22 protein-coding genes and 1 tRNA gene are annotated in these 21,883 nt (G+C 70.9%); 17 read left to right on the top strand and 6 right to left on the bottom strand.

What is annotated here, in order from left to right; all coding sequences use genetic code 11:
• The first annotated feature begins 127 nt into the window (after positions 1-127).
• The 6 genes from mtrA to secA all read left to right on the top strand — a co-directional run bounded on the left by mtrA (position 128) and on the right by secA (position 8,866).
• Entirely contained in the window at positions 128-802 is a 675-nt protein-coding gene (gene mtrA, locus EDF40_RS04425) for an MtrAB system response regulator MtrA (RefSeq protein WP_123292246.1), read from the top strand.
• A gap of 5 nt (positions 803-807) precedes the next feature.
• Positions 808-2,529 carry an MtrAB system histidine kinase MtrB gene (gene mtrB / locus EDF40_RS04420; protein ID WP_260212598.1) on the top strand — a complete coding sequence of 574 codons (1,722 nt, stop codon included), beginning with the start codon at positions 808-810 and terminating at the stop codon, positions 2,527-2,529.
• A complete protein-coding gene (locus tag EDF40_RS04415; protein ID WP_123338983.1) occupies positions 2,529-4,223 on the top strand; it encodes a GerMN domain-containing protein in 1,695 nt (564 codons plus the stop codon). The genes mtrB and EDF40_RS04415 overlap by 1 nt, the downstream gene beginning before the upstream one ends.
• A 100-nt stretch (positions 4,224-4,323) precedes the next feature.
• Entirely contained in the window at positions 4,324-5,052 is a 729-nt protein-coding gene (locus EDF40_RS04410) for a ComF family protein (RefSeq protein ID WP_123338984.1), read from the top strand.
• Positions 5,053-5,212: 160 nt separating this feature from the next.
• Positions 5,213-5,914 (top strand): ribosome hibernation-promoting factor, HPF/YfiA family, encoded by a 702-nt coding sequence (gene hpf / locus EDF40_RS04405; protein ID WP_123338985.1) that lies wholly within the window; start codon positions 5,213-5,215, stop codon positions 5,912-5,914.
• Positions 5,915-6,085: 171 nt separating this feature from the next.
• Entirely contained in the window at positions 6,086-8,866 is a 2,781-nt protein-coding gene (secA, locus tag EDF40_RS04400; protein WP_123338986.1) for a preprotein translocase subunit SecA, read from the top strand.
• 143 nt (positions 8,867-9,009) lie between these two features.
• Here the strand turns inward: secA and EDF40_RS04395 are convergent, their stop codons facing one another.
• Positions 9,010-9,450: an Rv3235 family protein gene (locus tag EDF40_RS04395; protein ID WP_123338987.1), complete on the bottom strand. Its 441-nt coding sequence runs from the start codon at positions 9,448-9,450 to the stop codon at positions 9,010-9,012.
• Between the two features lie 118 nt (positions 9,451-9,568).
• Between EDF40_RS04395 and EDF40_RS04390 the strand changes: the two genes are divergently transcribed.
• The gene (locus EDF40_RS04390; protein ID WP_111085963.1) at positions 9,569-11,068 is read left to right on the top strand and encodes a sensor histidine kinase; all 1,500 of its coding nucleotides are present in this window, start codon (positions 9,569-9,571) and stop codon (positions 11,066-11,068) included.
• A 357-nt stretch (positions 11,069-11,425) separates the two neighbouring features.
• Here the strand turns inward: EDF40_RS04390 and EDF40_RS04385 are convergent, their stop codons facing one another.
• Entirely contained in the window at positions 11,426-11,674 is a 249-nt protein-coding gene (locus EDF40_RS04385) for a WhiB family transcriptional regulator (RefSeq protein ID WP_017888820.1), read from the bottom strand.
• 260 nt (positions 11,675-11,934) lie between these two features.
• On the opposite strand from EDF40_RS04385, the gene EDF40_RS04380 reads away from it, so the two are divergent.
• A complete protein-coding gene (locus EDF40_RS04380; RefSeq protein ID WP_111085962.1) occupies positions 11,935-12,357 on the top strand; it encodes a hypothetical protein in 423 nt (140 codons plus the stop codon).
• Positions 12,358-12,430: 73 nt separating this feature from the next.
• Here the strand turns inward: EDF40_RS04380 and bcp are convergent, their stop codons facing one another.
• The gene (bcp, locus tag EDF40_RS04375) at positions 12,431-12,901 is read right to left on the bottom strand and encodes a thioredoxin-dependent thiol peroxidase (RefSeq protein WP_123338988.1); all 471 of its coding nucleotides are present in this window, start codon (positions 12,899-12,901) and stop codon (positions 12,431-12,433) included.
• A 93-nt stretch (positions 12,902-12,994) separates the two neighbouring features.
• Between bcp and EDF40_RS04370 the strand changes: the two genes are divergently transcribed.
• Positions 12,995-13,070 (top strand) — tRNA-Lys (locus tag EDF40_RS04370).
• A 103-nt stretch (positions 13,071-13,173) separates the two neighbouring features.
• Here EDF40_RS04370 and EDF40_RS04365 read toward each other — a convergent pair.
• Complete coding sequence (locus tag EDF40_RS04365) at positions 13,174-13,824, bottom strand: YigZ family protein (RefSeq protein ID WP_395862372.1); 651 nt, start codon at positions 13,822-13,824, stop codon at positions 13,174-13,176.
• 76 nt (positions 13,825-13,900) lie between these two features.
• On the opposite strand from EDF40_RS04365, the gene EDF40_RS19115 reads away from it, so the two are divergent.
• The 8 genes from EDF40_RS19115 to EDF40_RS04325 all read left to right on the top strand — a co-directional run bounded on the left by EDF40_RS19115 (position 13,901) and on the right by EDF40_RS04325 (position 19,851).
• The gene (locus EDF40_RS19115; RefSeq protein ID WP_185002764.1) at positions 13,901-14,341 is read left to right on the top strand and encodes a hypothetical protein; all 441 of its coding nucleotides are present in this window, start codon (positions 13,901-13,903) and stop codon (positions 14,339-14,341) included.
• Positions 14,338-14,799, top strand: a complete 462-nt coding sequence (locus EDF40_RS19110; protein WP_165932448.1) for an ImmA/IrrE family metallo-endopeptidase — start codon at positions 14,338-14,340, stop codon at positions 14,797-14,799. Before EDF40_RS19115 ends, EDF40_RS19110 begins: the two co-directional genes overlap by 4 nt.
• Positions 14,796-15,722, top strand: coding sequence for a hypothetical protein (locus EDF40_RS04355; protein ID WP_123338991.1), 927 nt, complete (start codon positions 14,796-14,798; stop codon positions 15,720-15,722). The genes EDF40_RS19110 and EDF40_RS04355 overlap by 4 nt, the downstream gene beginning before the upstream one ends.
• Before the next feature lie 140 nt (positions 15,723-15,862).
• The gene (locus tag EDF40_RS04350; RefSeq protein ID WP_111085956.1) at positions 15,863-16,075 is read left to right on the top strand and encodes an SCO4848 family membrane protein; all 213 of its coding nucleotides are present in this window, start codon (positions 15,863-15,865) and stop codon (positions 16,073-16,075) included.
• A 61-nt stretch (positions 16,076-16,136) separates the two neighbouring features.
• Complete coding sequence (locus EDF40_RS04345; protein ID WP_123338992.1) at positions 16,137-16,814, top strand: response regulator transcription factor; 678 nt, start codon at positions 16,137-16,139, stop codon at positions 16,812-16,814.
• Positions 16,815-16,848: 34 nt separating this feature from the next.
• Positions 16,849-18,165: a cell wall metabolism sensor histidine kinase WalK gene (locus tag EDF40_RS04340; protein WP_185002759.1), complete on the top strand. Its 1,317-nt coding sequence runs from the start codon at positions 16,849-16,851 to the stop codon at positions 18,163-18,165.
• A gap of 48 nt (positions 18,166-18,213) precedes the next feature.
• Positions 18,214-18,867: a PepSY domain-containing protein gene (locus EDF40_RS04335; protein WP_123338994.1), complete on the top strand. Its 654-nt coding sequence runs from the start codon at positions 18,214-18,216 to the stop codon at positions 18,865-18,867.
• A gap of 144 nt (positions 18,868-19,011) precedes the next feature.
• Complete coding sequence (locus tag EDF40_RS04325; protein ID WP_123338995.1) at positions 19,012-19,851, top strand: VOC family protein; 840 nt, start codon at positions 19,012-19,014, stop codon at positions 19,849-19,851.
• Positions 19,852-19,870: 19 nt separating this feature from the next.
• On the opposite strand, the gene EDF40_RS04320 is transcribed toward EDF40_RS04325, so the two are convergent.
• Together EDF40_RS04320 and EDF40_RS04315 are read right to left on the bottom strand one after the other, a co-directional pair.
• Positions 19,871-20,188, bottom strand: a complete 318-nt coding sequence (locus EDF40_RS04320) for a hypothetical protein (protein ID WP_148053800.1) — start codon at positions 20,186-20,188, stop codon at positions 19,871-19,873.
• 70 nt (positions 20,189-20,258) lie between these two features.
• The gene (locus tag EDF40_RS04315; protein WP_123338997.1) at positions 20,259-21,821 is read right to left on the bottom strand and encodes an amino acid permease; all 1,563 of its coding nucleotides are present in this window, start codon (positions 21,819-21,821) and stop codon (positions 20,259-20,261) included.
• Between the last annotated feature and the right edge of the window lie 62 nt (positions 21,822-21,883).

Raw genomic sequence — 21,883 nt, 5'->3', positions numbered from 1 at the left:
GGGCCGCGCTGCGACGCGCGGTCCACCTCCATCCTGGCGGAAAACGCCGCGTGACGGGGCCTCGGCTATCGTGTGGGGACACGTGCCGACCCGGCACCACCCGCACGCCACACGGAGTCCACATCACATGACACCGCGCATCCTCGTCGTCGACGACGACCAGGCCCTCGCCGAGATGATCGGCATCGTCCTCCGCTCGGAGGGCTACGAACCCGAGTTCAGCGCTGACGGCAACGACGCCGTCGACGCGTTCCACAGCACGAAGCCGGACCTCGTCCTGCTCGACGTGATGCTCCCGGGCATCGACGGCATCGAGGTCTGCAAACGCATCCGTGCCGAGAGCGGCACGCCGATCATCATGCTCACCGCCAAGAGCGACACCGCCGACGTCGTCCTCGGCCTCGAGAACGGTGCCGACGACTACGTCGTCAAGCCGTTCAACCCGAAGGAACTCGTCGCCCGCATCCGCACACGGCTGCGGCCGAGCGCCACCGACGCCACGGTGCTGCACGTCGGTGACGTGACGGTCGACGTCGCCGGGCACGAGGTCCGCCGCGGCGACACCGTCATCGCGCTCACCCCGCTCGAGTTCGACCTGCTCCGCGCGCTCGCCGAGAAGCCGAACCAGGTCTTCACCCGCGAGATGCTGCTCGAGCAGGTCTGGGGCTACCACTACAAGGCCGACACCCGACTGGTGAACGTGCACGTCCAGCGCCTGCGCGCGAAGATCGAGCACGACCCGGACAACCCGAAGACCGTCACCACGGTCCGTGGCGTCGGGTACCGGGCCGGAGGAGCCTGACCACCGTGCCGCCCGCCCCGCCCGCCGGCTCCGCTCCCGGCACGGCAGCCGGTGCCGCCTCCGGCACGGCCACCGTGTCGATCGGCGTGGTCGGCCGCGGGCGACGACGGATGCGCCGCTGGGTCCGTCGTGGCTGGCGGCCCGTCGCGTACGTGTGGCGTCGCTCCCTGATGTTCCGCTCGGTCGCCATCACGGTGATGACGACCGGTCTGGCGGTCGGGATCATCGGCACGGCCGTCATGGTGAGCATCTCGACGAACGTCTACTCGCAGCGCCGCGACCAGATCGAGTCGGAGTCGGCCCGCGCGACGATCGTCGCGCAGGGGATCTTCGACGCCGCCACCGCGGCCGAGGACAACAACCAGTCCGAGCTCGAGACGCTGCAGAACGAGGCGCAGCAGGCGATCCTGTCGAACACGACGAGCCCCGGGGGCACGAGCATCGCGATCGAGCGGAGCCCGGACCAGTCGACCCCGCAGACCCTGCAGACCATCGCGAGCCAGGACTTCCCGGACGCCGTCATCACCGACGCCCTGCGCAAGGAGGTCGGTGCGAACACCGGCAAGCTCAGCCTGCAGCCGGTGCAGCTCGACGACGACGGCCGCCGCGTGCCCGGGCTGGCCGTCGGCTCGACGCTGCAGATCCCGAGCGCCGGCCAGTACGAGCTCTACCTCGTCTACGACCTGTCCGACGCCCAGCAGACCCTCGACTTCGTGTCGCAGACGCTCTCGATCGGCGGTGTCGCGCTCATGGTGCTCATCGCCCTGGTGACGTCGCTCGTGGTCCGGTTGGTCGTCGTCCCGATCCGCGAGGCGGCGGAGACGAGCCGCAAGATCGCCGCCGGACGCCTCGACGAACGCATCCCGGTGCGCGGCCAGGACGACCTGGCGACGCTCGCACGGAGCTTCAACGGCATGGCCGAAGCGGTCAGTCGGCAGATCACCCAGCTCGCCGAGCTCTCCCGCGTGCAGCAGCGCTTCGTGTCCGACGTGTCCCACGAGCTGCGCACGCCGCTCACCACCATCCGGCTCGCCGGCGACATGCTCTTCGACTCGCGGCACGCGTTCGAGCCCTCGGTCGGTCGCTCGGCCGAGCTCCTGCACGCCCAGGTGGAGCGGTTCGAGCTGCTGCTCGCCGACCTGCTCGAGATCTCCCGCTACGACGCCCAGGCCGTGCAGCTCGACACCGAGCCGTCGGTGCCGGCGGCGCTCGCCGCGGACATCGTCGAGGAGTTCCGGCCCCTGGCCGAACGCGCCGGCATCGACCTGCAGCTCGCCACACCCGGCGGCCACACCACGATGCGACTCGACGCCAAGCGCGTCCGCCGCATCCTGCGCAACCTGGTCGGCAACGCGATCGAGCACGGTGACGCCAAGCCCGTCCAGGTCGTCGTCGACAGCGATGCCCGCACAGTCGCCATCGCGGTGCGCGACCAGGGCGTCGGCATGCCGCCGGAGGACGCAGCACGGGTGTTCGACCGATTCTGGCGCGCCGACCCGAGCCGCAAGCGCACCATCGGCGGCACCGGCCTGGGTCTCGCGATCAGCCTGGGTGACGCGAAGCTGCACGGTGGTCGGATCGACGTGTGGTCCCGCCCCGGTCAGGGGTCGACCTTCGTGCTCACCCTGCCCCGCAACGAACAGGTCACCGCCGCGACGTCGGCGATCCCGCTGCCCGAGCTCGACGAGTCGTACGACGGCCCCCGCGCCGTGCGAGAGGAGTCCTGATGCGCCCCCGTCTCCGTCCCCGCTTCCGGCACGTCGTCGCCGCGGCACTGGCGGCCGTCAGCGTGCTGGCGCTCACCGCCTGCGCCGCCATCCCCGTCGACGGCGCCGTCCGCACCGGGCAGACGATCAAGGACGAGTCGCTCTCCGGCGTCGACTTCCGGCCGGACAAGCCGATCACCGGCTCCGACCAGACGGCGATCCTGCGCGGGTTCATCGCGGCGGCCACCGGCGCACAGGACAACTACGCCATCGCCCGGCAGTTCCTCGCCTCGGACTTCTCGCAGCAGTGGAACCCGCGGCGGGGCGTCACGATCCGCGACGGCAGTGGCACCGTCGAGCGCGCCGACGACCGCGAGCTGACGTACACGCTCACCGCGAGCGCGACGGTGGACTCCGAGGGGGAGTACACCCAGGCGGTCCGCCCGACCTCGTCCACGTTGACGTTCCAGTTCACCCGCGAGGACGGCGAGTGGCGCATCGCCTACGCCCCGGACGGCATCATCCTGTCCCCGGTGAGCTTCGACTCCGTCTTCCAGCAGCACGCCCTGTACTTCTACGACCCGACGTTCCGGTTCCTCGTGCCCGACGAGCGCTGGTTCCTCGCCCGCTCGTCCACCAGCACCCGCATCGCGAGCGCGCTGATGGCCGGTCCCGCCGACTGGCTGAAGGGCGCCGTGGTCTCGTCGTTCCCCGAGGGCACCCAGCTCTCCCTGAACGCGGTCACCATCGACAGCGGCACAGCACTCGTCGACCTGTCCAGCGACGCCCTGCGCGCCAGCACCGTCGACCGCGTCCGGATGCGCGAGCAGCTGAGCAAGTCGCTCGCCTCGGTCGCCACCATCTCGTCGGTGTCGATGACCATCGAGGGCGCGAGCCTGTCCGTCCCGGACTCGAGCGGGGCGAACGCGCAGCAGAACCCGGACGTCGACCCCCGCCCCCTCGTGGACGAAGACGGTGTGGTCGGCTACGCGGCCTCGGGCACCGGCAAGGTCTCGAAGCTCGGCGGTGGCGTCGGCGACACCGTGGCCGGCCTCGACCCGACCTCGATCTCGCTGTCCGCCTCAGGCACCGCGGCCGCCGTCGGCAACCGCGACGGTGCCGTCGTCGTCCGCGGCGACGACCACCTGCGCGTCGACGCCCGCGAGGACCTCGTCGCCCCCGCGATCGACGACCTCGGGTTCGTCTGGGTCGGCCAGTCCTCGGACACCCGCCGGATCACCGCCTACGGCCTCGGCGGCGACCCGCACCAGGTCGCGACGTCGTTGCCGCGCGGCGACCTCGTGTCGTTCCAGGTGTCCCGCGACTCGACCCGGGCACTCGCCCTGATCCAGACCGCCGACGGTCCCGGCCTGTACGTCATGGCGATCATCCGCGGGTCCGACCGCTCCCCGACGTCGTTCGGCGCAGCCGTCCGCGTGCAGGCGGCCACCGGCGACGCCGTCGGAGCGACGTGGGTGAGCGACACCGACGTGGCGTCGGTCGGGCAGACCACGGCCGGGCCGAACGTCGTCCGGACCACCATCGGCGGGCAGTCGAGCACGCTGCCGAAGCCGGACGGTCGCGCGACCTCGATCAGTGGCGGGAGTGGTGGTGCACTGCTGCTCCGGATGTCGAGCGGGTCGGTGCTGCAGTCCACCGGCGGCGGCTGGGACACCACCGGCGTGACCGCGGACGTGCTCGGCGTCCAGCGCTGACGACGCGGTCACCCCTCCACACCCACCCCGGCCGGGAGGCCCGTCCACCGTCCGTACCGTCGGCCCACGACCGCCGTCCGGTCGCCACCACACTCGTCGCATGCGTACCGAGGACACGCCCACCGAGGACACGCCCACCGAGGACCCGCCCACCGAGGACCGGTCCACGGTGGACCCGCTCACGCCGTGGCGCGACGCGGCGCTCGCGGTGCTCGGCCTGTTCCTGCCGGTGGAGTGCCTGGGCTGCGGACGCCCCGACCGTGCGCTCTGCCGGGCCTGCCGCGCCGCCCTGGCCGTACGCCCGCGTCGGGTCCGACTCGTCGCGGGCGTGCGGCTCGACGCCGCCTTCGAGTACGAGGGACTCGTCCGGACCCTGCTGCTCGAGCTGAAGCTCCGCGGTCGGGTGGACGTCGCACGACCGCTCGGTGCTCGCTTCGGCTCGCTCGTGCGTGCCGCGCTCGCCGAGGCACCCGTGGGCATCGTCGTGCTGCGGGTCCCGCCGTCGCGGGCGGGGGCACGGCGTCGGGGGTTCGACCCCGTGGTGCTGCTGCTCGCCCGCGGCGGCGTCCGTGGCACCGGGCGGCTCCGACGGGTGTGGGTCCGGGGTGGACCGGCGAGCGGAGGGCCGGGCCAGAAGGAACGGACGGCGATCGAGCGGGTCGCCGCGACCGTCGGCACACTGCGGGCGTGCGGGGTCGACGGGCGGGACGTGGTGCTCGTGGACGACGTCGTGACGACCGGCGTCACGATGGCCGAGGGCGTGCGGGCGGTCCGCGCCGCGGGCGGGCGGGTCGTCCGGTGCGTGGCCGTCGCGAGCGTCGAGGACTGACGGCTCGGTGAACACCGGGTGACCGCTGTGCGTCCGGTGGGTGTCCGGCGGACTCGCCGACGCACCGTGACGCGGGACCTGCGGCGGGTCTAGCCTCGCGGCAAGGCGTTCGGGTTCGCCGGATGGAGGCGACGCGCCGAAGCTCGATGGGAGCCGCGACATGGACGTGACGATCACAGGCCGGAACGTCGGGGTCACCGACCGATTCCGCACCTACGTCGAACAGAAGTCCGAGAAGATCGACGTGCTCGCTGACCGTGCGCTCGCCTTCGAGGTGCGCATCAGCCGCCACCACGAGAAGTCGGGCGGCAGCCAGGGCGAGGACCGCATCGAGCTGACGCTCATCGGTCCCGGGCCCCTCGTGCGGGCGGAGTCCGCGGCGTCCGACAAGTACGCCGCCTTCGACCTCGCCTTCGCCCGCATCATGGAACGGCTGCGTCGTGCTCGTGACCGGCGCAAGGTGCACCGCGGTCGTCACCGCCCGACCTCGGTGGCCGAGGCCGCAGGCAGTGGCTTCGACGGCATGGGGGTGGTCCCCGCTGACGGCCGCCTCATCGAGGACGTCGCCACCGGCGCGGTCCCGGTCGTCGACGCCGACGCACCGGAGGACGAGGACGACGAGGTCTACAGCCCCGTGGTCATCCGGCACAAGGTCTTCGAGGCCGCCCCGATGACCGTCGACGACGCCCTGTACTTCATGGAGCTCGTCGGACACGACTTCTACCTGTTCGTGGACGCCGAGACCCACCGCCCGAGCGTCGTCTACCGACGCAAGGGCTGGGACTACGGCGTGATCGGCATCGACGACCAGACCGGTGCCGCGGCGTCGGTGGACGCCGAGCCGGCCGCCGCGCTCGCCTGACGCGATCGCTGCGGACACCGTCCGACCCGTGTGTGCGCGGTCCGTTCGCGGGCCGCGCACACCGCTGCCCCCACACCGACACCCCTCACAGCGCACGGCACCGGGGGGTTGCTAGCATGACTGGTCGATCGGGCGCGCAGGTCGCGCACGACGACCCCGTAAGGAGCTCACGTGGCAAACGTGCTGGAGAAGGTCCTCCGCATCGGCGAAGGACGCACCGTCCGCCGGCTGAAGGCGTACGCCTCGGCGATCAACGACCTCGAGGACGACTTCTCGAGCCTCACCGACGAGGAACTCCAGGACGAGACGAAGGAGCTGCGCGAGCGGTACGCCAACGGCGAGACCCTCGACGACCTGCTCCCCGAGGCGTTCGCCGCCGTGCGGGAAGCAGCGAAGCGCACCCTCGGCATGCGGCACTTCGACGTGCAGCTCATGGGCGGGGCGGCCCTGCACCTCGGCAACATCGCCGAGATGAAGACCGGTGAGGGCAAGACCCTCGTCGCGACCACGGCGGCGTACCTCAACGCGATCCCGTCACGCGGCGTGCACGTCATCACGGTCAACGACTACCTGGCGTCGTACCAGTCCGAGATCATGGGTCGCGTCTTCCGCGCCCTCGGCATGACGACCGGCTGCATCATCGCCAACCAGACGCCGGCCGAGCGCCGCGAGCAGTACGCCGCGGACATCACCTACGGCACGAACAACGAGTTCGGCTTCGACTACCTGCGCGACAACATGGCGTGGCAGGCCTCCGACATGGTGCAGCGCGGCCACTTCTTCGCCGTCGTCGACGAGGTCGACTCGATCCTCATCGACGAGGCCCGCACGCCGCTCATCATCTCCGGCCCGTCCTCGGGCGAGGCCAACCGGTGGTTCACGGAGTTCGCCTCGATCGCCAAGCGCCTGACCCCGGGCGAGGACTACGAGGTCGACGAGAAGAAGCGCACCGTCGGCGTGCTCGAGCCCGGCATCGAGAAGGTCGAGGACTACCTCGGCATCGACAACCTGTACGAGTCGGCGAACACCCCGCTCATCTCGTTCCTCAACAACTCCATCAAGGCCGTCGCCCTGTTCAAGCGCGACAAGGACTACGTCGTGATGAACGGCGAGGTGCTCATCGTCGACGAGCACACCGGCCGCATCCTGATGGGCCGTCGCTACAACGAGGGCATCCACCAGGCGATCGAGGCGAAGGAGAACGTCGAGGTCAAGGCGGAGAACCAGACCCTCGCCACGGTCACGCTGCAGAACTACTTCCGGCTGTACCAGAAGCTCTCCGGCATGACCGGTACGGCCGAGACCGAAGCGGCCGAGTTCATGTCGACCTACAAGCTCGGCGTGGTCCCGATCCCGACGAACAAGCCGATGCAGCGCATCGACCAGACCGACCTGGTCTACAAGAACGAGAAGTCCAAGTTCGAGCAGGTCGCCGAGGACATCGCCGAGCGCCACGAGCAGGGCCAGCCCGTCCTCGTCGGCACCACGAGCGTCGAGAAGTCCGAGTACCTGTCGAAGCTCCTCGCCAAGAAGGGCGTGAAGCACGAGGTCCTCAACGCGAAGAACCACGCGCGTGAAGCCGCGATCGTCGCCCAGGCCGGCCGACACGGCGCCGTGACCGTCGCGACGAACATGGCCGGCCGAGGCACCGACATCATGCTCGGCGGCAACTCCGAGTTCCTCGCGGTGCAGGAGATGCACGCCAAGGGCCTGTCGCCGACCGAGACCCCCGACGAGTACGAAGCCGAGTGGGACGAGGTCTTCGCCCGCGTCAAGGCCGAGGTCGAGGTCGAGGGCGACAAGGTCCGCGAGGCCGGTGGGCTCTACGTCCTCGGCACCGAGCGCCACGAGTCGCGCCGCATCGACAACCAGCTGCGCGGTCGTTCCGGCCGTCAGGGCGACCCGGGCGAGAGCCGCTTCTACCTGTCGCTCACCGACGACCTGATGCGCCTGTTCAACTCCGGTGCCGCCGAGAGCCTCATGGGCCGCTCGAACGTGCCGGACGACCTGGCGATCGAGAACAAGCTCGTCGGCCGCGCGATCCGTTCCGCCCAGGCACAGGTCGAGGGCCGGAACGCCGAGATCCGCAAGAACGTCCTGAAGTACGACGACGTCCTGAACCGGCAGCGCGAGGCGATCTACAGCGACCGCCGCCACATCCTCGAGGGCGACGACCTGCACGACCGCGCGCAGTCGTTCCTCAAGGCCGTGATCGACGACGTGATCGACACCCACACCGGCGAGGGCTCGCCGGACGACTGGGACCTCGACGCCATGTGGACCGAGCTCGGCACGCTCTACCCGATCTCGATCTCCATCGACGAGGTCATCACCGAGGCCGGCTCGAAGGGCAAGGCCTCGCGTGACTTCCTCGGCCGCGAGATCCTCTCCGACGCCAAGCTGGCGTACTCCACGCGTGAGGAGCTCCTCGGCGACGAGGCGATGCGCGAGCTCGAGCGTCGTGTCGTGCTGTCGGTGATCGACCGCCGCTGGCGCGACCACCTGTACGAGATGGACTACCTCAAGGACGGCATCGGCCTCCGTGCGATGGCGCAGCGTGACCCGCTCGTCGAGTACCAGCGCGAGGGCTACGCGCTGTTCCAGACGATGATGGGCCAGATCCGCGAAGAGTCGGTCGGCTACCTGTTCAACCTCGAGGTCCAGGTGCAGTCCGACGGCGAGAACGCCGTCATCGAGGCCAAGGGTCTCGGCGAGGACGAGGTCTCCGGCCTCGAGTACTCGGCACCGTCGATCGACGGCGAGGTCGAGGTGCGCGACGAGAAGGGCCGCCTCGAGCAGGCCGCCACGGCGCGCGCACAGCAGGCCCAGGCCGAAGCCGAGGCAGCTGCCGAGCCCGAGCAGGGCTCCGCGTTCGGCAACGCGGCCACGGCCTCCGGCCAGGCTGCCGCGGCCGGCAACCGTGCCGAGCGTCGTCAGGCGTCGAAGAAGTAGTCCGCGTGCGCGACAGCGCATCGTGAGCAGCAATGGTCGGGTCCCGCGTCGGGACCCGACCATTGCTGCTCACCAAGCGCACCGACCGGCGGACGGGAGGCCCGTGGCGACACCGCCACGGGCCTCCCGTCCGCGTCAGGCACCTACAGGACGCCGATCGCGGTCGCGCGCCACCTGCCGTCCCGCGTCTCCAACCGCATCGCCACGGCGCGTGCATGACTGCGCGTGTGCACGACGACGGTTGCCTCGGCGACGCCGTCCGCCGGTCGGCAGACGAGCACGCTGCCGACCCGCAGCACCGCTCGGCTCCGCGACCGTCGGCGCACCGAGCGGGCGTGCGCGGCCACGGCTGCACGTTGCTGCAGGTGTCGGTGCACGTCGTCGGTGATCCAGCGGGCGATGCTGTCGACCTCGCGGGCCCCGGTCAGGACCTCGGCGACGCACAGTCCCAGGGCGCGTGCGGTGTCCGCCGGGTCCGGTGGGCCGCTCGCTGGTTGCTCGACCGGCTCTGGTTCGACGATCGTGAGCGGCGGTGAGTGCGCCGTCGTCGTCGTGTGGTCGATCCGGCGTGCCTGCTCCGCCACCCCTGCCCCTTCCGTTGCTGGTGCGAGCGTATGGGGCGTGCAACATGAGAAATACAAAGCTGCTGAGCCTGTGGAGAGGGCGACGTTGTCCACAAGTCGGCGCACCTAGACTGGCTGGGTGTCGACCCTCAGTGACCTCGTCCTCGCGCAAGGCCGTTCCTCCGAAGCCGACGTGGAGTGGCTCCACCTGCTCGTGGGGGACTGGCAGCTGCTCGCTGACCTGTCCTTCGCCGACATGGTGCTGTGGGTGCCGACTGCCGAGGACGGCTCGTTCGTCGCCGTGGCACACGCCCGACCGAGCTCCGCGGCCACGTTGTTCTACCGCGACATCGTCGGCCAGGAGATCCGCGAGGAGTGGCGCGGTCAGGTGACCGAGAGCTTCGCCGGCGCCCGCGTCGTCGACTCGGCCGAGCCCGACTGGTACGAGGACACCCCCACCCGGGTCCGCGCGATCCCGGTGCTGCGGCGCCTCAGTGCCAAGAGCGCGGAGACCACCGAGCGGCCGATCGCCGTCGTCACGCGGCACTCCAACCAGGACGAGATGCGGACGCCGAGCCGCCAGGAACTGAACTTCACCGCGAGTGCGAACGACCTGTTCGGCATGATCGCGACGGGCGACTTCCCGGACCTCGGCGCCCCGGCCGGTCCGCGCCGCGGCGCCCCGCGCGCCAGTGACGGCCTGCTGCGCCTCGACACCGCCGGCATCGTGACGTTCGCCAGCCCGAACGGCCTGAGCGCCTTCAACCGGATGGGCTTCGAGGGGGAACTCGAACGGAAGTCCCTCGCCGAGGTCACCACCGAACTCATCGGCGCGCAGCTCGACGTCGACGAGTCACTGCCCCTCGTCGTCACTGGTCGCGCTCCGTGGCGGGCCGACATCGAGTCGAAGGGCGTGACGGTGTCGCTGCGGTCGATCCCGCTCCGCGACCACGGCGACCGCATCGGTGCGATCGTGCTCTGCCGCGACGTGTCCGAGCTCCGGCACCAGGAGCGCGAGCTCATCACCAAGGACGCGACGATCCGCGAGATCCACCACCGCGTCAAGAACAACCTGCAGACGGTGGCGTCGTTGCTGCGCATCCAGGCCCGCCGGACGCACTCCGACGAGGCACGCACGTCGCTGCAGAACGCGATGCGCCGCGTGGCAGCCATCGCCGTCGTGCACGACACGCTGTCGAGCGGCCTGAGCCAGACGGTCGACTTCGACGACGTCTTCGACTCGGTGCTCAAGCTCGTCACCGAGGTCGCCGCGTCGCACAACACCACCGTGCACCCGAAGAAGACCGGCGAGTTCGGGGTGCTGCCGTCCGAGGCTGCCACGCCGCTCGCACTCGGGCTCACCGAGCTCGTCACGAACGCCGTCGAGCACGGGCTGGACGGCCGCGACGGTGAGGTCGAGATCGTCGCCCGCCGGTTCGACGACCACCTGGAGATCGAGGTCCGTGACAACGGCGTGGGCCTGCCCGAGGGGAAGGTCGGCTCGGGTCTCGGCACCCAGATCGTCCGCACGCTCATCCAGGGCGAGCTGGGCGGCACGATCGACTGGCACACCCTGACCGGTAGCGGCACCGAGGTGACGATCACCATCCCGTTCCGCTGGCTGACCGCTCCCGCCTAGCCCCTGCGCCGCGCCGCGGGAGTGGCGCGTCGGGTTCGCGCCCGCTCACGGGCATTGCGCCCCGGCTCTTCGGGGCGCAATGCCCCTGCGGGGGCGCGCATGGGCACCCCGCTTCTGCCGGGCAGCCGCCTCCGCGCCCGCTCGTGAGGTTCCGAGATCTGCGCATCTCGGCGGGCGATCGCGCGTGTTGTGGAACCTCGACGGTCGGCGCGCGGCAGGTTGTGGAACCCCCGAGGACCAGCGCACGGCGTGCCGCCCCGCCCCGCCCGGGCCCCCGCGCGCCACGCGCACGACGACGCCCGCCGCCCCCGAAGGGACGACGGGCGTCGGTGTGTCAGTGCGTCGGGCGGAACCTGGTCAGGAAGCGCGGCGGGCGCGGGCAGCACGACGCTTCAGCGCACGACGCTCGTCCTCGCTGAGGCCACCCCAGACACCGGAGTCCTGGTTGTTCTCGAGTGCGTACTGCAGGCACATCTCGGTGACCGTGCAGCGCGCACAGACCGACTTGGCCTTCTCGATCTGATCGACGGCGGGCCCGGTGTTCCCGACGGGGAAGAAGAGCTCGGGGTCCGCGGTGAGGCAAGCTGCCTTGTCACGCCAGTCCATGTGTGGTGCTCCTTGATGTCGATGCTCGAACGGCAGGCCGGGGCCGGGGTTCGGGGGATCGGAACGCTGACCATGCATGAGGCATGAGGGGACAACTGTGGGGAGGAGTCCGCTGGAAGCGAGTCTGACGCCCGCGTGACGCTCGGGGGAGGAGCGACGAACCACGGGAGACGCACACCACATCGTGCCGTCCAAACGACCTCGAATATCGTTCCATACTGGTAGGGGCAAATCAAGGGTTCCGATGCTGGAGGATCACTGTGCACGATGACGACCCGACCGCGGTCGACCGTCCTGAGCGACGCTCACGCGCGCTGATCGGCCTGCTGGTGGTGGTCGGCCTCGAGTTCGCCGCGCTCGTCGTGGTCACGGTCGTCCTGGTCGTCGAGCTGATCGTCGCGCCGGCGTCGAGCCTGGCCTCCGGGATCGCGCTGACGATCCTGTCGGCCGTCGCGGCGCTCTGGCTCGGTGCGCTCCTGAACGGCCTGTGGAAGCGTCGCGCCTGGGTGCGCTCGGGGATCATCGTCTGGCAGGTCCTGCAGGGTGCGATCGCGATCGGCGCGTTCCAGGGCGTCTTCCGTGAGCCGGCGGTCGGCTGGGTCCTGCTGATCCCCGCCCTGCTCGGCATCACGTTCGTGCTGTCGCGGTCGGTGACAGCCGCGCTCGCGCGTCCCGTGGAGTAGACGCGACGGACGGACGGACGGGAGGCGCGGTGCCAGCTGGCACCGCGCCTCCCGTCTCGCTGTGGTCCGGTCCTCAGACCAGGCCGAGCTTCTTCCGCAGGCTCGCCACGTGTCCGGTCGCCTTGACGTTGTAGAGCGGCAGCTGCACGCTGCCGTCCTCGTCGACCACGATCGTGGAGCGGATCGTGCCGGTCACGATCTTGCCGTAGTTGTTCTTCTCGCCCCACGCGGCGTAGGCCTTGTGCACCGCCAGGTCGGGGTCGCTCAGCAGCGGGAAGGTGAGTGCCTGCTCGTGCTGGAAGGTCTTGAGCTTCGCCTGCTCGTCCTTCGAGACGCCGAGGACCTCGTAGCCGGCTGCCTGCAGCGACGACATGTTGTCGCGGAAGTCGCAGGCCTCGGTGGTGCAGCCGGGGGTGGACGCGGCCGGGTAGAAGTACACGATGACCTTCTTGCCCCGCAGCGCCGCGAGCGAGTGCTCGGCGCCGTCCTGGTCCGGCAGCGTGAAGTCGGGGGCGGTGTCGCCGGCGGCGAGACGGTCGGTCATGGTGCTCCTGTTCGCTTGGTGCCCACGAGTGGTCGTGAGCGCGCAGAACCCATGCTATTGTTGATTCCCGTTGCGGCACGGAAGCCGGAACATGCACCTCTAGCTCAATTGGCAGAGCAACTGACTCTTAATCAGTGGGTTCTCGGTTCAAGTCCGAGGGGGTGCACCACGACCACGAAGGCCCCGACTCATCGAGTCGGGGCCTTCGTGCGTTCCGGGCGTGTGCACGCGTTCCGAACGGGACACGCCCGAGGTGCTTCCGGCGGTCGGATTCAGTCGGCGGCGACGTCGACGATCCGTTCCGGGCCGACGACGAGGTCGACGGCGCCGGCGGAGGCCGCTGCGAGGTCCGCGGTCAGGATCGCGAGCGCGTCGGCGGGCACCCAGACCTCGAACGTCGCTGCGCGCCCGTAGGCCGTCGCACCGAGGGTCGCGTGGTGGTGCCGGACCCAGTCGCGCAGGACGTTGTCGAGCCGGCCGGCCTCGGCGTGCGGGGCGTCGAAGTGCACCTGCGTGAGCGCCTCGCGTCGGACGAGCGCGGCGGTGTCGAGGGCCTCGGAGACCGAGGTCGAGTAGGCGCGGACGAGTCCGCCGGCGCCGAGCTTCACGCCGCCGAAGTAGCGCGTCACGACGGCGACCACGTCGGTGAGGTCGCGGCGGCGGAGCACCTCGAGCATCGGCACGCCCGCCGTGCCCGACGGTTCTCCGTCGTCCGACGACCGGGCCTGGTCGCCGAGGGTGCCGGTGACCATCGCGGTGCAGTTGTGCCGGGCGTCCCAGTGGCGGCGTTTCACCTCGGCGATGACCCGCTCGGCGTCCGCGACGTCCGACACGGGGGTGACCGTGGTGATGAACCGCGACTTCGTGATGACGATCTCGTGCTCGACCGGCTCGGCGATCGTCGCGGGGAAGCTGCGGGCCATGCCCACGAGGCTAACGGCGTGCACCGTGTCCGCCGCGCTACGATGTCGTGCACGCACGGCTGGGGAGGAGTCCGACATGGAGACCGGTGATCCGAGGGGCGGGGTCCTGGACGCCGCCGAACTCGCACGGCGCATCAACCTGCTGCTCGACTTCGAGGAGTCCCAGCGTGGTGCTCCGGTGCCGTTCGCCTCGATCGAGGAGTACGTCGCCGCCCACGGCGGTTCGCTCTCGCGGGCGAAGTGGACCTACATGCTCTCCGGCGACGGCCGACGCAACCGCGACACCGAGCTCCTGCGGCTGCTCGCGGGGTTCTTCGAGGTCGACGAGCGCTTCCTGCTCGAGGACAGCGACGTCCCCGAGCGCATCGGCGCCCAGCTCGCCCTCGTCCGCTCCCTGCGTTCCGCCCGCGTGAGCGAGTTCGCTGCACGCACCTTCCCCGGCGAGCTCTCACCCGACGCGCTGCGGCGCATCGCCGAGGTGCTCGAGGAGGAATCACAGCGCGGGAGCGTGGCGTGACCGACCCGCTGCTCGAGTCCTTCTGGGCACGCGGTGCGGTCGAGGGGTGGTCCGACGTCGACCAGGCCGTCGCAGCCGCAGCCGTCGTCGTGGACAAGCCCATCGTCGTCCGCGAAGAGGCGTTCCTGGCGACGGAGCCCGTGTGCGGCTTCGTCGCGACGCTCGAGCACGCCCACCTGATCATGATCTCACCGACCGCGTCGCCGACCTTCCGGGCGTTCGTCATCGGCCACGAGCTCGGCCACGTCCTGCACCGGCACCAGGAGCACGCGCCCCAGTCGGCCTACATCCGCGACGTCATCCCGGACCTGCCCGAGTACAAGGTCGAGCGGGCGCTGGCGCGGGGGATGTTCTCGAACGCGTACGAACACGAGGCCGAGGTCTTCGCCGACGCACTCGCGTCGCTCATCCGGCGACACCGCGGCCGCCCGAGCGCCTTCCGCGGGGTCTTCGGGTGATCGTCGCCGTCGTCCAGGCGGTGCTGCTCATCGCCGGGACGATCGCGCTCTTCGTCCTGCAACGCGGGCAGGACCGCACCCTGGCGGTGACCTTCCTGCTGTTCGCCGGCACCATCGTCACGAACGTCGACCCGCTGTACCGGTGGCTCGACCCACTGCTCGGTGGCTTCAACGTGGTCACCGTGGTCAGCGACTGCCTGATGGTCGCCGGTACGAGCACGCTGCTCTGGGGCGTGGCGAAGGCGGTCGGGGCAGCCCGGCCGTGGCTCCGGAACGCGATCGTGGTGTCGTGCGCCGCGGTGGTGGTCGTGGTGGTCGTCGCCTTCTCGGTGCTGGACAAGCCCGCCACCACGACGACGTTCATGCTCGACGCCGGGTCGCACCCGGCCGCGACCGTCTACTCGATCGCGCAGACGGTGTACCTCGGGGTGGCGCTCGGCGCGACGGGCCTCATCTGCGTCCTCCGCCTGCGCGAGGCCCGGACGACGACGGACCTGGTCGGGCTGTGGGTCCTCGTGCTCGGCGGCGTGCTGGGGGTCGTCCGGATGGTCGTCGTCGTGGTCATGGACCTGGCGCACGTCACGGGGGACCTCGACCGGATGCGCTCCCTCGCGCTGCCGTACGACGTCACGACGCCCGGCGCCGTGATCTGCGTCTCGACGGGGATGCTGCTGCTCGTCGTCGGACACCGGGTCTCGCGACGTCGGCGCACCCGTCGGGTCGACGTGGCGCTGCGACGTCTCGCGCCGCTGCACGCGCGGATCGGTGCCGACAACGCCTACCCGTCGACCGAGGACCCCGCCACGCGGTTGAGCCGCGCGATCGTCGAGGTCAACGACGGGCTCCGGCGGACGCGTGCGCCGTTGACCGATGCCGAGCGAGCCGTCCTCGCCGAGGCCGAGTCGGCGCTCGACTCCGCGTAGCCCGAAGGGGTGGCTCGACGGTCTCCCGGAGCCCGTGTAGGGTTTGTAGCAAGTGCTACAGATCCTGTGGCTCGTCGGTGGGACTCGGCCGCGTTGGGGGCGGCCGAGCACCACCGACACTCGTTGTCTAGACTCGGACGGTGCTCGTCTTCGCCGCAGTCGTCCTGTTCATCGGTGCCGTCTTCAACGTCGTCACCTGGCCGCGCTTCTTCCAGCGCGTCGCGAAGGACACCCGCGCGCGGGACGCCGCGGGCAAGCCGACGACGTTCTACACGGTGCACCTCGTGCTGCTGCTCATCGCGCTCGCCATCGCCGTCGCCGCGGTCGTCGCCGGGATCTTGCTGCTGGTCTGAGCCGTCCGCCGTCGGGCGTCGCTTCAGCGCTGCTTCAGGGCGGCACGGCAGGATCGTCGCCATGCGTGTCCTGGTGGTCGATGACGAGGTGCGACTCGCCGACGGCGTCCGTCGCGGCCTCGAGGCCGAGGGGTGGGCGGTCGACGTCGCCCACGACGGCGTCGACGGCCTGTGGCACGCCCGCGAGTTCCAGTACGACGCGATCGTCCTCGACCTGATGATGCCGGGGATGAGCGGATGGGCGGTCTGCGCCCAGCTCCGGGCCGACCAGGACTGGACGCCGGTGCTCATGCTCACCGCCAAGGACGGCGAGTGGGACCAGATCGAGGCTCTCGACGCCGGCGCCGACGACTACGTCACGAAGCCCTTCTCACACCCGGTCCTCGTCGCCCGGCTGCGCGCGCTCGTCCGCCGTGGTGCGCGGGAACGCCCGGCGGTGCTGACCCTCGGCGACCTGGTGGTCGACCCGGCCGCACGGACGGTGACGCGTGCCGGGACCCCCGTCGACCTAACGAGCCGGGAGTTCGCGGTGCTCGAGTACCTCGCGCGGCGCTCCGGGCAGGTGTGCTCGAAGCGCGAGGTGATCGAGAACGTCTGGGACGTCGACTTCGAGGGCGACCCGAACATCGTCGAGGTGTACGTCGGGCACCTCCGGCGCAAGCTCGACCGGCCGTTCGGACGGACGTCACTCGAGACCGTCCGCGGTGCGGGCTACCGACTGGCGGCCGACGGTGGCTGACCGGGGGACGGGGCGCAGGCGCCGCTTCCGGTCGGTGCGCGCGCGGACCACACTCGGCGCCGGCGTGGTCGTGCTCGCCGCCCTGGTCGTCGGTGCCGTGGGGTTCGTCGTGGTGCTCCGCCTGGTGCTGCTCGACGGGGTGCGGACGTCCGCCGAGGCCGGACTCGAACAGGTGTCGTCACGGGTCGAGTCCGACGGTGCCGGTGCGGTGACCGACTACGAGGACGTCCTGGTGCAGGTGGTCGGTGCCGGCGGCTCGGTCCTCGCGCACGGTGAGGACGCCGACGCTCCGGCCCTGCCGACCGCCGACGAGTCCCGGTGGTCGCACGACGGCGAACGCTGGTTGCTCGTCGCCGACGACGTCGACCTGCCCGGTGGGGGTGAGGCGACCCTGGTGTACGGCGTCTCCCTCGAGCAGACCGACACGGCCATCCGGACCGCCGTGGTGCTCCTCGCCGTCGGGGTGCCGGTGCTCGTCCTCGTGCTCGGGGTCGTGACCTGGTCCGTGACCGGGCGGTCGTTGCGGCCGGTGGAACGGATGCGCACCGAGGTCGAGACGATCCGTGCCGCGCAGCCCGATGCCCGCGTGGTCGTGCCGGACACCGGCGACGAGATCGCCCGGCTCGCGACGACCATGAACGCCATGCTCGACCGGCTCGACCGATCCGCGGCGGGGCAGCGGCAGTTCGTGTCTGACGCCTCGCACGAGCTGCGGTCGCCGATCGCTTCCCTCCGTCAGCACGCCGAGGTCGCCGTCGCGTACCCGGGCCGGACGGACGTGGCCGAGTTCTCCGACGTCGTGCGGTCCGAGGCCGTGCGCCTGCAGGACCTCGTCACCGGGCTGCTCGAGCTGTCACGGCTCGACGAGGGCGGCGCGGGTGTCCGTCGTCCCGTGGACCTCGACGACCTCGCACTCGAGGCCGTCGCGCGGGCGCGGGCCCGGGTGCCGGGTGGTGCGACCGGCGACCGTGCGATCCGGGTCGACGGCTCCGGGATCTCCGCCGCACGCGTGCTCGGCGACGAACGGCTCCTCACCGGCGTGGTCCGGAACCTCGTCGACAACGCCGTCCGGCACGCCACGTCGCGCGTCGCGGTGGCCCTGGTCGAGCAGGACGGCGCCGCGGTGCTGACCGTCGACGACGACGGCTCCGGGATCCCGGCGGCCGAGCGCGACCGGGTGTTCGAGCGGTTCGTCCGGCTCGACGAGGCCCGCAGCCGCGACGCCGGTGGTGCCGGCCTCGGTCTGGCGATCGTGCGGGACGCCGTCCGGGCGCACGGAGGCGAGGCGATGGTGGCGGACTCGCCGCTCGGCGGGGCGCGGTTCGTCGTGCGCATCGCACTCGGCGGCTGAACAGGCGGCTTCAGGTCTGCTTCAGCACCCCGCCGACATGCTCGTCCCATGACCTTCCGCACCCAGCTCCAGAAGCCCTCTGCCCGCCGCATCGCCGCCCTCGCCGCCCTCGCCGCCCTGCCCGTCGTGGCCGCGCTCGCCCTCACCGGCTGCTCCACCGACGGGTCGTCCGACTCGGCGGCATCGTCCTCGAACGGGTCGGCCGCGACGGACGCCACCACCGGCACGTCGGGTGGCGCGTCCGCGACCGCCGCCTCGGCCACGTCGAACGACGCCCTGCTGGCCGCCGTCGCGACCGCACGCGGGAGCGTCGGCTCCGGCACCGTCATCTCGGTCGAGCAGGAGCAGCGTGGCAGCGCGTACGAGGTCCTCGTCGTGACGAAGGACGGCACCGAGCACGAGGTGCACACCGACGCCGCCGGCACCGGGGTGACCGGTACCCCGCAGACGGAGGCCGCGGACACCGACGACCGTGCCGAGCACGACCGGTTCGTCGCAGCGGCGGACCTCGACGTCAGCAAGGCCGTCAGCGCCTTCGAGGACCTGCACGCCGGTTCGATCACCGAGCTCGGCCTCGACGACCACCTCGGCACGGTGGTCTGGGAGGGTGACGTCGTCGACGGATCCGGCACCAAGCACAGCGTCCGGATCGACGCCGGCTCGGGCGACGTCGTCACCGACCAGGTCGACACCGACGACTGACCCGGCGACCGGCCCGGCGACCGGCCCGGCGACCGGCCCGGCGACCGGCCCGGCGACCGACCCGGCGACCGACCCGGCCGACGTCGGCGGTCAGCGGTAGACCTGGGGCATCCGACCTCGGCGTCGGCGACCTCGGGAGACACCATGACGGACCAGACCCCTCGCACCTACCCGCAGGGCGTGCCGAGCTGGATCGACGGACGACACCCGGACCCCGACGCCGCGCAGGCGTTCTACGGCGGTCTGTTCGGCTGGGACTTCGAGGAGCGCTTGCCGCCCGGTGCCCCCGGCTCGTACCGGATCGTGAGCATCGACGGCCGCGAGGTCGGCGCGATCGCCTCGGGTGACGAGCCGGCGTCGTGGACGACGTACATCGCCGTGGACGACGCCGACGCGGTGGCCGCTCGGGTCGTCGAGCTCGGTGGCACCGCCGCTCCGGTGGAGGACGCCGGGCCGGGTGGCGCCGCGGGCCGCAGCGTCGACTGCGTCGATCCGCGCGGTGCGGCGTTCGGACTCTGGCAGGCGCGCGACCGGCTCGGGTCGCAGCACATCAACGCCCCCGGCGGCTGGGTCTTCAGCGACCTCCGCTCGACCGAGCCGGAGCAGGCGATCTCGTTCTACGAGCAGCTGTTCGGCTGGCGGGTTTCGGGCATCGAGGAGGGCCCGAGCGCCATGGTCCGGCTGCCCGGCTACGGGGACCACCTCGCGGCCACCTCCGACCCCGACATCCGCGATCGGCAGGTCGGCGCACCGGAGGGCTTCGCGGACGTCATCGGCGCCCTCGCCCGACTCGACGACGGGCCGGACGACTGGCACGTGTCGTTCAGCGTGGCGGACCGTGACGCCGCCGCCGCACGGGCCGAGGAGCTCGGCGGAGCCGTGCTCGATACCTGGCAGGGCCCGTGGACGCGTGCGGCCGAGCTGCGGGACCCGCAGGGCGCCACGTTCCGCGTCACGCAGTTCGCCCCGGAGGGCGACGCCTGAGCGCAGCGCCCGTGGACCGTCAGCCGGTGGTGAGCGGCGGTCCGAGCACCTTCCGGATCGCCAGTGCGGCGAGTTGCTCGTCCGAGGTGTCGAGCAGCACGCGGAAGGTCTCCGGCTCAGTGACGAACTCGACGCAGACGGCGTCCTCGTCGCACGGTCCGAGCCGCCACCCCGACACCGCGTCCATCGGAACCGAGACCCGCGCCTCGCGCTCGTAGTCGGTCTCGGCCTCCAGGCGGTCGGGGAACACCCGCAGGCGTCCGTACGCGCCTCGCCAGCTCAGCTGGAGATCGAGGGTGGGGGGAACAGACGCAGGGGAGACAGAGCGGTCCGGCACCCGCCGATCGTACCGACGGGTGCCGGACCCACTGCACTCGGCGCGCGACGTGCTGCGCTCCGGGGACAGATCAGACGGTGTCGTCGGACCCCTTGTGCTCGCCGCCGTCCTGGCCGTCGCGACGGACCTGGTTCGCCGGGTCACGGACACCGATCGGGTACGGACCGGTGACGCCCTGTCGGAGCGACGCGATGCGCAGGATGCGGTCGCGCTGCAGGAACCAGCCGACGACGAGCAGCGGGATGACGATCACGAGGGACGCGATCGTGTAGGTGCCGACCGGGTAGTCGATCGCCATCAGCACGATGACCGACGCCAGGAACGCCAGGGTGAGCCACGCGGTCACCGGGGCGCCGGGCAGCTTGAAGGACGGCTCCTTCGCCAGTCCCTGCTTCGCCCACGACCGGAGCCGCATCTGACAGAGGATGATCGTGCCCCACGCCGTGATGATGCCGAGGCTCGCGATGTTCAGCGCGATCTCGAATGCCTGGCTCGGGACGAAGTAGTTCAGGACGACGCCGGCGACGGTGAAGCCGGCGGTGAGCAGGATGCCGGCGTACGGCACACCGCCCTTCGACATCTTGGTGGTCCACTTCGGCGCCGAACCGTTCATGCCCATCGAGTGCAGGGCGCGACCGGTCGAGTACAGACCGGCGTTGAGCGACGACAGGGCCGCCGTGAGCACCACGAAGTTCATGATGCCGCCGACGATCGACCCGACCTGCGGGTTGCCGAGCGACGAGAAGAACGTCACGAACGGGCTCTCGCCCTCCTTGTACGCCGTGTACGGCAGGAGCAGGGAGAGCAGGATGATCGACCCGACGTAGAAGACCGCGATGCGGAACACGACGGAGTTGATGGCGCGGGGGATGACCTTCTCGGTGTTCTGCGTCTCACCGGACGCGGTGCCGACGAGCTCGATCGCCGCGTACGCGAACACGACACCCTGGATCACGATGACCGCGGGGAGCAACCCGTTCGGGAACAGTCCGCCGTTGTCGCCCCAGATCGAGAAGCCCGTGCGGACGGCTTCGCCGCCGGCCTCGACCGGGAACGCGAAGACGAGCCAGATGATCGCGACGACGAGGAACGCGACGAGTGCCGCGACCTTGATGAGCGCGAACCAGAACTCGAGTTCGCCGAACACCTTGACCGCGACCATGTTGGCGGCGAGCACGACGATCAGGGCGATCAACGCGAGGAGCCACTGTGGTGCGGCGGTGAACGCGGACCAGTACTGCAGGTAGATCGCGACGGCGGTGGTGTCGACGATCGAGGTCATCGCCCAGTTCAGGAAGTACATCCAGCCGGCGGCGTAGGCGAACTTCTCGCCGTAGAACTCACGTGCGTAGGAGATGAACGACCCCGACGACGGACGGTGCAGCACGAGCTCGCCGAGGGCGCGCAGGATGAAGAACGCGAAGATGCCGCAGATCAGGTAGGTCAGCGCGAGCGCGGGGCCCGCGGTGTGGAGTCGTCCACCCGCACCGAGGAAGAGTCCGGTGCCGATGGCCCCACCGATCGCGATCATCTGCAGCTGCCGGGGCTTCAGACCGTGCTGGTAGCCCTCTTGCTCGTGCGAGAAGTCGTTCGCCGGAGCACGGTTCACGCCCGTGTCGTTCTGCGCTGTCATGCGCGCCAACCTACATGCGCACGGAACCGGGGCGGCACACAAACCTCCGAACGAGCTGATCT

The organism is Curtobacterium sp. PhB170 (assembly GCF_003752345.1).
Classification (GTDB): Bacteria; Actinomycetota; Actinomycetes; order Actinomycetales; family Microbacteriaceae; genus Curtobacterium.
Note: the sequence above shows the minus strand (reverse complement) of the source record. Positions and strands in the feature narration are given on the sequence as shown.